Source organism: Kitasatospora sp. NPDC033851 (genome assembly GCF_055576085.1).
The window spans coordinates 59,122-71,449 of sequence record NZ_JBVIRL010000035.1; the positions used below are offsets into that span (position 1 = coordinate 59,122).

Here is a 12,328-nt window from a genome sequence, read left to right on the forward strand (position 1 = left end):
GCCGAAACCGTCTTCTTTCTGTGGATAACTCCGCCTCCAAATTTCCCTTAACTCATTCGGAGCAAGCGACACTCCCTCCGCAGGGTGGATTTTGTCCGCCGTTCAGCGGATCAGCGGATGAAATACATCCCGCCTCCCCCTCCCGCCCACCCCGGCATTCGCCGCTTGTCGGCGGTACGGGGTTACATGGACGCCATGCAGCAGCCCGAGACCCACATCACCGCCACCGCCGACCGCGCCGAGGTCCGGGCGCGGGCCGAAGCCGTCCTGCGCGAGCTCGCCGGCCCCGGCGCCGCCCTGCGCGAGGACCAGTGGACGGCCATCGAGGCCCTCGTGGTCGACCACCGCCGCGCCCTGGTCGTCCAGCGCACCGGCTGGGGGAAGTCCGCGGTCTACTTCATCGCCACCGCCCTGCTCCGGGCCCGCGGTGCCGGGCCGACGGTGATCGTCTCGCCGCTGCTCGCCCTGATGCGCAACCAGGTCGAGTCGGCGGCCCGGGCCGGAATCCACGCCCGCACCATCAACTCGGCCAACACCGACGAGTGGGACGAGGTCCAGGCCGAGGTCGCCGCCGGGAAGGTCGATGTCCTGCTGGTCAGCCCCGAGCGGCTGAACAACCCGGACTTCCGCGACCAGGTGCTGCCCAAGCTCGCCGCCTCCACCGGCCTGCTGGTGGTCGACGAGGCCCACTGCATCTCGGACTGGGGGCACGACTTCCGCCCCGACTACCGCCGGCTGCGCACCATGCTCGCGGAGCTGCCGCCCGGTGTCCCGGTGCTGGCCACCACCGCCACCGCCAACGCCCGGGTCACCGCGGACGTCGCCGAGCAGCTCGGCACCGGCACCACCGACGAGCACGCCCTGGTGCTGCGCGGGCCGCTCGACCGGGAGAGCCTCACCCTGGGCGTGCTGGCCCTGCCCGACCCGGCGCACCGGCTCGCCTGGCTGGCCGACCACCTCGACCGGCTGCCCGGCTCGGGCATCGTCTACACCCTGACGGTGGCCGCGGCCGAGGAGGTCACGGCCTTCCTGCGCGAGCGCGGCTTCCCGGTGGCCTCCTACTCCGGCCGCACCGAGGACGCCGAGCGCCGCACCGCCGAGGCCGACCTGCTGGCCAACCGGGTCAAGGCGCTGGTCGCCACCTCCGCTCTCGGCATGGGCTTCGACAAGCCCGACCTCGGTTTCGTCGTGCACCTCGGCTCGCCCGGCTCGCCGATCGCCTACTACCAGCAGGTCGGCCGGGCCGGGCGCGGCGTGGACCGGGCCGAGGTGCTGCTGCTGCCCGGGCGCGAGGACGAGGCGATCTGGCGCTACTTCGCCTCGCTGGCCTTCCCGCCGGAGGAGCAGGTGCGGCGCACCATCGACGCGCTGGCCGAGGCCGGCCGCCCACTCTCCACGGCCGCCCTGGAGCCCCGGGTGGACCTGCGCCGGGCCCGGCTGGAGACCATGCTCAAGGTGCTCGACGTGGACGGCGCCGTCCGCCGGGTCAAGGGCGGTTGGACGGCCACCGGGCAGAGCTGGGCGTACGACACCGCCCGCTACGCCAAGGTCGCCGCCTCCCGGGAGGCGGAACAGCGGGCGATGCGCGAGTATGCGGCGGGCACCGGCTGCCGCATGGAGTTCCTGCGCCGGCAGCTGGACGACGAGCAGGCCGTGCCGTGCGGGCGGTGCGACAACTGCGCGGGGCCGCTGCACACCCCGGACGTCTCCGCCGAGACGCTGGCCGCCGCCCGGGCCGCGCTCGGCCGCCCGGGCGTGAGCTTCGAGCCGCGCCGACTCTGGCCGACCGGGATGGACGCGCTCGGGGTGTCGCTCAAGGGGCGGATCCCGGCGGGCGAGCAGGCCGAGACCGGCCGGGCGCTTGGCCGGCTGTCCGACATCGGCTGGGGCAACCGGCTGCGCAGCCTGCTCGCCGAGCAGGCGCCGGACGTGCCGGTGCCCGGCGAGGCGGTGGACGCGCTGGTGGCGGTCCTCGCCGACTGGGCCCGCGGTCCGGGCGGCTGGGCCGGGCCGGCGACGGCGGAGGGCGCACGGCTGGAGCGGCCGGTCGGCGTGGTGACCATGGCCTCCTCGACCCGCCCCCAGCTGGTCGGCAGCCTCGGCGCGCGGATCGCCGAGATCGGACGGCTGCCGCTGCTCGGCCGGATCGAGTACGCCGGCGGGCTGCCGCCGCACGGGGCCCGCAGCAACAGCGCCCAACGGCTGCACTCGCTGGCCGGGGCGCTGGTCCTGCCGCCGGAGGTGGAGCAGGCGGTGGCGGCGGCCGCCGGGCCGGTGCTGCTGGTGGACGACCTCGTCGACTCGGGCTGGACGGTCACCGTGGCCGCCCGGCTGCTGCGCCGGGCCGGGGCGGGCGCGGTGCTGCCGCTGGTACTGGCCGTGCAGGGGTGACGGGGCGGCAGAAGGCCGTCGAGGGAACAACGGCCTTCACTCGAATGGCCTAACGAAAAGGATCAAGCCAAGCGATTTCGATCACACCGGTCGACGGACGCGGGAAAGGAGTGGTCACCATGCCGACGACGGCTCACCTCGCACTTCGAGCGTCACGGATCAAGACGCTGCGGCATCCCGACCGCGCCCGGGCGACAGTGGAACATATCCGGCAGACCATGGGCTATCGGATGGCGTTCATCATTTCATCGTTGCCGCTCCACCCCCGATGCCCCGAGAATTGGGAGGTACCCGAAACTCGGTCCGCCGGACCCACGCTTCGGCGTACCCAGGCACCCGTCTGCCCACGGGTCAGGAAGGAGGATCGTGATCAACGGTATCGACCGAGGTCCACATCCCCTCTCCCGGAGTTCGGTGCCCAGACGGGTGCTGGACCTGGAGACCTGGGCCGCCTCGGGGATCCCGTTGCTGCGCGACCCCCGCGAGTTCGTCCTGGAGCTGCACCAGCGCCACCTGCCCCAGCCGGGCACGGTCGTGGTCGGCGTCCTGGACGCGCTCCACCACCTGGCCGCCTCGGCCTCCTTCATCCCCTGGCCGCGCGACACCGACGGCTGGCAGCACCGGAACGCCCTGCTGACGCACCTGCGCCGGATCCTCCCGCACGACCTGCGGCTGCCCGAGCCGACCCGCACCGCCGTGCTGCTGCGCTGCCGCGACGGCGCGCCCGGCTGGACGGAGCAGGACGGCGCCTGGATGTGGGCGCTGCGGGACGCGGCCGGGCTGCACGGGCTGCGCTGCGGCGCGTACCTCGGGCTCACCCCGGCGGGCTGGCAGGTCCTCGGGGACGGGCGGAGCGGACGAAATCCGCATGCGGGTTCGTGGACGGACGGGCCGGTGCACACCGTGACGGAGCTGCCGCCCCGCTCGGTGCTCGACGCCCCGCACGGCCAGCGCACCCGCCGGCCGGCGGTGGAAGAAGCCGAACACGGAGGCGACGCTCAGCGCTCCCCGCAGTCCGAGCCCCCGTGGATCCCGGCGCGGGCCGCGACGGCCGAGCCGACCCGCCGTACCGGAACCCGCTGACCCCGCCGAACCCGCCGGACGTACGGTCACCGAGCACGGATCGATCCGACGGGACCACCGGCGCCCGGGTCCGACGGGCACCGAGCGTGCAGGCCCCGCCGGGCACCGAGCGGGCAGGTCCGATGCCCCGGCATCGCCTGCCGCCGGAGGGGCTCCGGACGGGCTCCGGAGCCGCGCCCGCCCGCCCGTCCCGGGACGGATTTCGGGCCCGGCACCGTACGGCACCGGGCCCGGAACGGAAGGGCTGCGGTCAGACGTGGACGGGGTGCCCGGGCGCGGCTGCGGCAGCCCCGGCGGTCGTCGGGCCGGCCTCGCCGCAGACCACCAGCAGGGCACTCGCGCGGCCGAGCGCCTCGGTGTACGCCTCGGCGGCCAGGGCGGGCGTTCCGCCGTTGACCACCAGGACGACCACCTCGCGGTGGACCGGACGGGTCAGCGCGGCGTCCGCGTAGAACACGTCCCCGCCGTCGGCGAGCTGCGCCCAGTAGCGCTCCTCGCCGAAGGACAGCTCGTGCCGCTGCCAGGGGTGTGCCTCGCCGACCGTCAGCACCAGGATGTCACCCGGGTCGCGGCCGGAGTCCAGCAGCTGGTCGATCGCGTCGTCGGCGCGCTCCACGGCCTGGGCCGGGGTGGCGGCGATCCGCCGGACCTCCACCTGCGGCGCGGTGGCGGCCGGGCGGCGCGGCGCCGGACCGGGCTTGGGGATCAGCCCCGGCGGACCGGGCCGGGCGGCGCGCGGCGGGGCCGGGCGCGGAGGCGCCGAGCGGGGGCCGGGCACCGCAGCCGGGGTGGCGACGGTGGTGGGTGCGGTGGCGGGTGCGCCGCCGGTGGCAGGCGCGTGGAGGGCTTGTGCGTCCGACTCGCGGGGGAAGGGAACGCCGGGGCCCGGGAGGCTCTCGTGAATCTCCGGCTCCTCGGGGAAGACAGGCATACCCGGATATCTATCAAATGCCGGTCGAACGCGCACGGGCGCCCCACCCTTTGGGCACCGAACACCCACGGCCCCACCCCGGGCAATTCCAGACGGACTGTCAGAAACCGAGCGTCAACTGTTCGTCGGCGGATCCCCGAGCCTCGCCCGTGCCTTCCCGAACGCGCTTGAGGTGACGCCACTTCGACAGTCCGTCCATGTACGCCCAGGAGAGCCGGTGGTGCTCGGTGGGGCCGAGTTCCTCCAGCGCGGCACGGTGCACCGGGGACGGGTAGCCGGCGTTGTCGGCGAAGCCGTAGTCCGGGCACCCCTCGCCCAGTTCGCCCATCAGGCCGTCGCGGTGGACCTTGGCGAGCACCGAGGCGGCGGCGACGCAGACGCAGGACTGGTCGCCCTTGATCACCGTGCGTACCCGCCAGGGGCCGCCGAGGTAGTCGTGCTTGCCGTCGAGGATCACCGCGTCGGGCTCGACCGGCAGCGCCTCCAGCGCGCGGACGGCGGCCAGTCGCAGCGCCGCCGTCATGCCGAGCTCGTCACACTCCTGCGGCGAGGCCTGCCCGAGGGCGTACGCGGTGACCCAGTCGGCGAGGACCGGGGCGAGGGCACGGCGACGCAGTTCGGTGAGCAGCTTGGAGTCGGTCAGCCCGTCCGGCGCCTTGCGCAGGCCGGTGACGGCCGCGCCCACGGTGACCGGTCCGGCCCAGGCGCCGCGCCCGACCTCGTCCAGGCCGACGACGATCCTGGCGCCGGCCCGGCGGAGCGAGCGTTCGACGGAGTGCGTCGGCGGGACGATGGGCATGGCGGCTTCCGTTCAACTGGGGCAGCCTCCAGCCTAAGCCCGCCCTGCGGCCGCCGGATCCGCCGCCCTCGCTGCGGGAAGGCCCCCGGCAGCCACGCCCGCACATGACCGAGCATGACCGAGCACGCCCGGGCCCGCCCTCAGACGCGGATCATCGGCTGCAGCACCTCGTCCACCAGCCTGACGGCGAAGTCCGGCCCCAGGTCCCGGAATCCGCGGATCTTGGCCTGGTAGAGCAGCATCGCCGGGATGACGTCGGCCACGAGCGGGGTTGCCGCGCCGGGCCGCATGTCCCCGCGCTCGGCGCCGCGGCGAAGGATCTCCAGGATGGTCTGCGTGGTCGGCTCGATGACCCGGTCGTTGATGAAGCCCTTGAAGACCTCGGCCCGCTCCTGGTCGATCTCGGCCATCAGCGCATGGAGGGCGGCGCCTGCCCGGGAGGTCAACGCGGCCGTGAACGCCTCGATGAGCTGCAGGAGTTCGTCGCGGGCGGACCCGAGGTCGGGGGTGTCGTAAGGGCGTGGAAGAGTGGCGTCCAGGGCGTCGATGACGAGTTCGTCCTTGGACGCCCAGCGCCGGTAGAGCGCGGCCTTCCCGGTCCGCGCCGCGCCGGCGACCCCTTCCATCGTCAGCCGCGCGTATCCGCCGGAGGTGAGCTGGTCGAGCGCGGCCTCGAAGATCGCGTTCTCCAGCTCTTTCCCCCGCCGCCTCCCGGGCCGCGCCAGGGCCTGATGGGCGGCCCGCACCCGGCAGAGGGCCGGCTCCGCACCCCGGCCCGGAGCAACCGCACCCGCCTCGACGCCCGAGGCACCCGAGACGCCGGAGACGCCGGGGCCGCCGCCCGGGGCACCGGAGCTGCCGCCCGAGGCGCCCGTGGACCGCCCCGGCGACCGACCGGACCGGTCCGCCACCAGTCGCCGCACCAACCGTTCCATCGCCACCATCCTTAAGGAACGCTTGCGTTCACAATCCAGCCCAGGATATCGTCCGGATTAGTGAACGATCCCGTTCCTTCCCGGTCTGCGCAAGGGCGCAGCGCCGCATCCGGACACCGGCGGCCCGCCGAGTCCAGAGCACCACGCACATAGCCAGCAGGGGGCACATTCGTGGCTGTCACCGACACGCTCAGCAAGACCTCACCACCGCCCGGCGCGAAGGGGCACGGCAAGGGCATCACCCTGGCCGTCATCGCGGCCACCCAGCTCATGGTGGTGCTCGACGCGACCATCGTGAACATCGCGCTGCCGCAGATCAAGGACGCCCTGAACTTCTCGACCACCGACCTGTCGTGGGTCATCAACGCCTACACCCTGACCTTCGGCGGGCTGCTGCTGCTGGGCGGTCGCGCGGGTGACATCCTCGGCCGCCGCCGGGTGTTCATCTTCGGCACCCTGCTGTTCGGCCTGGCCTCCCTGCTCGGCGGTTTCGCGCAGGACAGCGGCCTGCTGCTGGCCGCCCGCGCGCTCCAGGGCATCGGTGGCGCGATCTGTTCACCGACGGCCTTCGCTCTGATCGCCACCAACTTCGAGGAAGGGCCGGAACGCAACAAGGCGTTCGGCGTGTTCTCGGCGGTGGCCGGCTCGGGCGCCGCGATCGGCCTGCTGGCCGGCGGTCTGCTCACCGAGTACCTGAACTGGCGCTGGGTGTTCTTCGTCAACGTGCCGATCGCGATCCTGATCGCGATCGCCGCGCCGCGCTACATCGCCGAGTCCGAGCGCCACCCGGGCCGCTTCGACCTGCCCGGCGCGTTCACCTCGACGCTGGGCCTGGTCGGCCTGGTCTACGGGTTCATCCGGGCCGCCTCGGACGGCTGGTCGGACAGTGTCACGCTCGGCTCCTTCGCGGCCGGCGCGATCCTGCTGGCCGCCTTCCTCGTGGTCGAGCGCCGCACCGACCAGCCGATCACCCCGATGCACCTGTTCGCCAACCGCAACCGCACCGGCGGCCTGGTGATGATGCTCTGCCTGGCCGCGGCCATGTTCGGCATCTTCTTCTACGTGGTGCTGTTCGTGCAGGGCCCGCTCGGCTACAGCCCGCTGATGGCAGGCGTGTCCTTCCTCCCGATCAGCGTCTCGATCATCATCGCCGCGCAGATCGCGTCCAACTTCCAGGCCAAGTACGGCCCGAAGCCGTTCATGGCGGGCGGCGCGCTGCTGGTCACCATCGGCCTCAGCTGGCTGACCCAGATGGGCAAGGACAGCGGCTACCTGGACGGGGTGCTCGGCCCCACGGTGATATTCGGCTTCGGCATGGGCCTGATCTTCGTCCCGGTGATGCTGCTCGCCGTCGCGGGCGTGCCGGGCGAGGAGACCGGCGCCGCCTCCGGCCTGCTCAACTCGATGCAGCAGATCGGCGGTTCGCTCGGCCTGTCGATCCTGACCACGGTCTTCGCGCACTACGCCACGGCCGAGGCCGCCACGCAGCTGCCGAAGTTCATGCAGAGCGCGAGCCCGGATCAGCTGGCCTACCTGCAGCAGCACCACGAGTTCCCGCCGCGCACGGACGCCGCCAACACCGTCCTCGCCCATGGCATTTCGCACGGCTTCATCGTGGGCGCGGCGCTCGCGGCGGTCGCCCTGGTGGTCGCGGTCTTCGTGATCAAGGCCAAGGCCAGTGACCTGCCGAGCGGCGACTCCGCCCCCGTCGCGATGCACTGACCCGGGATGCACTGACCCCGGGATGCAATGACCTGGGGATGCACTGACGCCGCAAGGCGCAGACCCCGGGACGACGCCGGCACCACAGCGAGGGCCGGTCGGGAGCGAACTGCTCCCGACCGGCCCTTGCCGCTCTCCCGAACCGTCCCCGACTACCAGGCCGCCTCGTACGCCAACCCCGCCCGGTCGCAGGACCCGCGGCCGACCATCGGCGAGTCCACCGGCGGCCGCTGAGCCAGGATCTGCCGGGCCCGGGCGACCGACACGCTGGTCGCGTACCAGGGCTGCGCCTCCCGGCCCAGATCCTGCCCGATCAGCTCCAGCGCACAGCTCCGCTGCGGTTCGGGCAGCCGGTCCAGGGCGGGCACCGCGTCCGCCGAGAGCTGGCGGACGTTGCGCAGGTCGATGGCCGCGGTGTGCGGGTCGGCCCGCAGCGCCCGCTCGTACCGGGCGACGTTCTGGTCCGCGACGATCGCGTCCGGGCCCATCAGGCCGTACACCGCGACGGTGAGCATCCCGCTGAGGACGACGACGCGCGGCAGCCAGCCGGTGCCGCGGGTCAGCCCGGCGGTGATCAGCAGTAGGAAGACGACGCCCAGCCAGACCTCGACCACGAGCACCCAGAGCCGCAGCTGGGTCAGCCCGGAGGCGTCCACGTAGAACCACATCCGGCCGAGTGCGGAGGCGACCACGGCCAGCGCGAGCACGCAGAGCAGCCCGAGCAGGATCCGTGCCACCCGGCGGTCGGCGGCGGTGGTGCGCGGCGCCCAGCGCTTGGCGACCGCCACCACGACCAGGGTCAGCACGGTGATCACGCTCAGCTGCCAGAAGCCTTGCCGGGCGTACTCGGAGCGGCTCATCCCGGTGTTGCTCAGTACGGCGTCCGCTCCGCCGAGCACCACCACGGCCTGGACCACCGCGAAGACGCCGAACATCAGGTTGAGCGCGACCAGCGGCAGCGCCCACTCAAGCCGTCGCCGTTCGCGGCCCGGCCGGATCACCGTCCGGTCCCAGCGGCGCGGGCCGGCCGCGATCCGTGCGAAGCCCAGCGCGGTGAGCGTCCCGAGCACGAACAGCACCCCACGCGCCGGGAGTCGGCCGAGGTCGAGGTCCGGGCTGAGGTTGCCCAGCAGGTCCGCCATGGCGGCGTCGGCGCTGGCGAACAGCAGGCCGAAGACGGTCAGCAGGACGGCGGCGACCCCGAGCGCCTTGAGCACCGGGACGACCCGGCCGCGGCCGGGCAGCGGGCGGCCCTCCATGCTGATCCAGGCCCACCCCACGGCGGGCAGCAGCTGCCAGAGCAGACCGGGCAGGGCGAGCAGGACGCCCGGCCACCGGCGCCCGCCGTGCAGGGCCAGCGAGGCCAGGCCGAACGCGCCCCCGACGGCCAGCAGGGTGGGCCAGTCGGCGACCCACCAGGCCGGGACGGAGAGCAGGGCGAGGGCGAGCAGGCTCCAGGCTGCCGTCCAGGGCCGGATCCGACGGCCTGCCTCCCGGGCGGCGAAGCCGGCCCCGACGGCGGTGGCGGCGCCGCAGATCAACAGGTTGACTCCCAGACCGTCGTACAGCAGCCAGGCCGTGAGCAGGCCGCTGAGCAGGGCGGCCAGGACGACCCGGGGCGTGGCCCCCGCCCGGCGCTCGGGGTCACTGCGGCGCAGCCAGCCCGCCCCCGTCGGCCCGGGCGCGCCGGGCGACCGGCGGGAACCACCCGCGCCGTACGGACCACCCGCGCCGTACCGACCATCCTCGTGGTGCGGACCACCCGCGCCGTAGGGACCAGCCGGGCGGTACGGGTCCCAGGAGCTGTCCGGTCCGGCCGGTTCCTGCGGACCCGAGGCTTCGTGCGGCCCGTCCGGGTTCTGCGGCCCCGGCGCGGGTGGCGGATCGGCCGAGGCGGGCGTGGACAGACCGGACATGGGTCCCCCTCAGTGGTCGGTGGGCATGCGGAAGCCGCCCTCGGGACAGTCCGCCGGCGGGTGCGCTCAGCGCCGCCGTCGCTGCCGACTGTAGACCATTCTGAACGAGTTCAAAAGTTGGTTCTGAACGTGTTCAGAACCTGCTCGCCACCGGTTGCTCCCTCGACACTCCCTCGCCGCCCATCGAGAGCCCATGGAGAGCCCGTCGATGCCCCGTCGATGCCCCGTCGATGCCCCGTCGATGCCCCATCGGTGACACCCCGTGGGCTACCCCTTCACCGACCCGGCCAGCAGCCCCCGGACGAAGTACCGCTGCAAGCTGAAGAACACGATCAGCGGCACGATGATCGACAGGAACGCCCCGGCCGTCAGCAGCTCCCAGCGCCCGCCGAGGGAGCCCGACAGCTGGGCCAGCCGCACCGTCATCGGCGCCACCTCCGGCGTGCCGCCCGCGAAGGTCAGTGCGACCAGCAGGTCGTTCCAGACCCACAGGAACTGGAAGATCGCGAACGAGGCCAGCGCCGGGGCGCTCAGCGGCAGCACGATCGAGCGGAAGATCTTGAAGTGCGACGCGCCGTCCACCACCGCCGCCTCCATCAGGTCGCGCGGCAGCTGGGCGATGAAGTTGTGCAGCAGGAACACCGCGAGCGGCATCGCGAACATGGTGTGCGCCAGCCAGACCGGCGCGTAACTGCCCTTCAGGTCCACCGCCGGGATCAGCGTCAGTGAGCCCAGGTGCGCGCCGCTCGAGAACAGCCGTAACAGCGGGATCAGCGCCATCTGGAGGGGCACCACCTGGAGCGCGAACACGGTGAAGAACACCGCATCGCTCCCCCGGAACCGCACCCAGGCCAGCGCGTAGGCCGCCATCGCCGCGAGCACCAGCGGGAAGACGGTCGCCGGGACGCTGATCGCCAGCGAGTTCACCATGAACGGCACCAGGCCCGTGGAGGCGCCGGAACCGCCCTCGAACAGCACCGAGTGGTAGTTGCCGAGGCCGAAGTCCGGGTGGAGGAGGGCGGTCCACCAGCCGCTGGAGGTCACGTCCTGCTTGGGCCGCAGCGAGGTCACCAGCAGGCCCAGCGTCGGGATCGTCCAGAGCACCGTCATCGCGATCACGAACACCGAGGCCAGCGGGCTGCCGAAGGCCTTGCGGACCGGATTACCGGGACCGCCCGCCACCTTCGGGGACCCACCGGCCACCTTGGGGGACCCGCCCGCCACCTTCGGGGCCCCGTTCGGGACGGAGGTCTTCCGCAGCGAGATCTTCCGCATCGGGGTCACCGCACCTCACGTTCCTTCCGCAGCTGGACGATGTTGTAAGCCACCAACGGCAGCACCGCGAGGAAGAGGATCACCGCGAGGGCACTGCCCCGCCCCGCGTTGAACTGCACGAAGGACTGCGAGTACATCTCGTTGGCGAGCACCTGGGTGCCGAAGTTGCCGCCGGTCATGGTGCGGACGATGTCGAAGGCCTTCAGGGTGATGATCATGACGGTGGTCAGCACCACCATCACCGTGGTGCGGATCATCGGCACGGTGACGTACCAGAACAGGCGTACCCCGCTCGCGCCGTCCAGCCGGGCCGCCTCCACCACCTCGTCCGGGATCGCCTTGATCGCCGCCGACAGCACCACCATCGCGAAGCCGGTCTGCACCCAGACCAGCACCGCCATCAGCAGGAAGGTGTTCAGCGGCTGCGAGAGCATCCAGTTCGGCGGGTCGTCCCAGCCCACCGCGACGGCGAGTCGGCTGAGCAGACCGATCTGCGCCTGCCCGGGCCCACGCGACTCGTAGACGAACTTGAAGATGATCGAGGCGCCGACCAGCGAGATCGCCATCGGCATGAAGATCAGCGACTTGTACACCGACTGGCCGCGCATCCGGTCCACCAGCAGCGCCAGCACCAGCCCCAGCCCGGTCGCCGCCAGCGGTGCGACCACCAGCCACAGCAGGGTGTTGAGCAGGACCGTCTGCACCGAGTCGGTGGTGAGGGCCCATCCGAAGTTCTCGCCGCCGACGAAGCGGGTGCCGTCGTCGTTCTGCAGGCTCAGGTAGACCGTGCGGATCAGCGGCACCACCAGGCCGACCGCCAGCAGCAGCACCGCCGGGCCGAGGAACACCGCGACGGCCAGCGGACGGGCCAGTCGGCCGCGGGCCCGGCCGGCGGCCAGGAAGACCACCAGCAGGATGCCGAGGAATCCCGCGACGGCGCCGAAGGTGTTGCCGAACTTGACCGCCGCGTCGCCCCAGGAGCCGACCGCCAGTCTCTCGGTGGCCAGCTTGGTGGCCAACTCGGTGGCCACCGCGGCGGCGGGTGACGGGGATCCGGATACGGACATGGCTGCGCGTCCCTTCGGGTGCGGTGGGAAGGGGAGTGCGGTGCGGTGGGAAGGGGAGTGCCGGTGGAAAGGGGGGTGCCGGCGGGAGGAGGGTCAGGCGGGAGGAGGGGCGGGGGGGGGGGGGGGGGGGGGCCCCCCCCCCCCCCCCCCGGGGGGGGGGGGGGGGCGCCCCGGGGGGGGGGGGGGGGGGGGCGGCGGCGGGGGCCCCG

Annotated in this window: 9 protein-coding genes; 3 read left to right on the plus strand and 6 right to left on the minus strand. The window is 73.1% G+C overall.

Annotated features, from left to right (window positions below):
* Positions 1-195 precede the first annotated feature (195 nt).
* Positions 196-2,391: a RecQ family ATP-dependent DNA helicase gene (locus ACZ51D_RS38450; RefSeq protein ID WP_465623166.1), complete on the plus strand. Its 2,196-nt coding sequence runs from the start codon at positions 196-198 to the stop codon at positions 2,389-2,391.
* Between the two features lie 378 nt (positions 2,392-2,769).
* A complete protein-coding gene (locus tag ACZ51D_RS38455) occupies positions 2,770-3,474 on the plus strand; it encodes a hypothetical protein (protein WP_396289679.1) in 705 nt (234 codons plus the stop codon).
* 250 nt (positions 3,475-3,724) lie between these two features.
* Here ACZ51D_RS38455 and ACZ51D_RS38460 read toward each other — a convergent pair whose 3' ends face one another.
* The 3 genes from ACZ51D_RS38460 to ACZ51D_RS38470 form a co-directional block, all read right to left on the minus strand.
* The gene (locus tag ACZ51D_RS38460) at positions 3,725-4,405 is read right to left on the minus strand and encodes a hypothetical protein (RefSeq protein ID WP_465664878.1); all 681 of its coding nucleotides are present in this window, start codon (positions 4,403-4,405) and stop codon (positions 3,725-3,727) included.
* A gap of 100 nt (positions 4,406-4,505) precedes the next feature.
* On the minus strand, positions 4,506-5,204 hold the full coding sequence (locus ACZ51D_RS38465) for a ribonuclease HII (protein WP_465623170.1): 699 nt from the start codon (positions 5,202-5,204) through the stop codon (positions 4,506-4,508).
* A gap of 140 nt (positions 5,205-5,344) precedes the next feature.
* Positions 5,345-6,139 (minus strand): TetR/AcrR family transcriptional regulator, encoded by a 795-nt coding sequence (locus ACZ51D_RS38470; protein ID WP_465664880.1) that lies wholly within the window; start codon positions 6,137-6,139, stop codon positions 5,345-5,347.
* Between the two features lie 171 nt (positions 6,140-6,310).
* On the opposite strand from ACZ51D_RS38470, the gene ACZ51D_RS38475 reads away from it, so the two are divergent.
* Entirely contained in the window at positions 6,311-7,861 is a 1,551-nt protein-coding gene (locus ACZ51D_RS38475; RefSeq protein ID WP_360505953.1) for an MFS transporter, read from the plus strand.
* A 152-nt stretch (positions 7,862-8,013) separates the two neighbouring features.
* Here the strand turns inward: ACZ51D_RS38475 and ACZ51D_RS38480 are convergent, their stop codons facing one another.
* The 3 genes from ACZ51D_RS38480 to ACZ51D_RS38490 form a co-directional block, all read right to left on the minus strand.
* Positions 8,014-9,777: a DUF4153 domain-containing protein gene (locus ACZ51D_RS38480; RefSeq protein ID WP_465664882.1), complete on the minus strand. Its 1,764-nt coding sequence runs from the start codon at positions 9,775-9,777 to the stop codon at positions 8,014-8,016.
* A 267-nt stretch (positions 9,778-10,044) separates the two neighbouring features.
* A complete protein-coding gene (locus ACZ51D_RS38485) occupies positions 10,045-11,052 on the minus strand; it encodes a carbohydrate ABC transporter permease (RefSeq protein ID WP_465623247.1) in 1,008 nt (335 codons plus the stop codon).
* Between the two features lie 5 nt (positions 11,053-11,057).
* Positions 11,058-12,119, minus strand: a complete 1,062-nt coding sequence (locus ACZ51D_RS38490; protein ID WP_360505947.1) for a carbohydrate ABC transporter permease — start codon at positions 12,117-12,119, stop codon at positions 11,058-11,060.
* Positions 12,120-12,328: the final 209 nt, after the last annotated feature.

Excerpts from the sequence above, each read along its gene's own strand:
- ACZ51D_RS38450 (WP_465623166.1), top strand. The coding sequence starts at position 196 with ATGCAGCAGCCCGAGACCCACATCACCGCCACCGCCGACCGCGCCGAG.
- ACZ51D_RS38460 (WP_465664878.1), bottom strand. The coding sequence starts at position 4,405 with ATGCCTGTCTTCCCCGAGGAGCCGGAGATTCACGAGAGCCTCCCGGGC.
- ACZ51D_RS38465 (WP_465623170.1), bottom strand. The coding sequence starts at position 5,204 with ATGCCCATCGTCCCGCCGACGCACTCCGTCGAACGCTCGCTCCGCCGG.
- ACZ51D_RS38470 (WP_465664880.1), bottom strand. The coding sequence starts at position 6,139 with ATGGAACGGTTGGTGCGGCGACTGGTGGCGGACCGGTCCGGTCGGTCG.
- ACZ51D_RS38480 (WP_465664882.1), bottom strand. The coding sequence starts at position 9,777 with ATGTCCGGTCTGTCCACGCCCGCCTCGGCCGATCCGCCACCCGCGCCG.
- ACZ51D_RS38485 (WP_465623247.1), bottom strand. The coding sequence starts at position 11,052 with ATGCGGAAGATCTCGCTGCGGAAGACCTCCGTCCCGAACGGGGCCCCG.
- ACZ51D_RS38490 (WP_360505947.1), bottom strand. The coding sequence starts at position 12,119 with ATGTCCGTATCCGGATCCCCGTCACCCGCCGCCGCGGTGGCCACCGAG.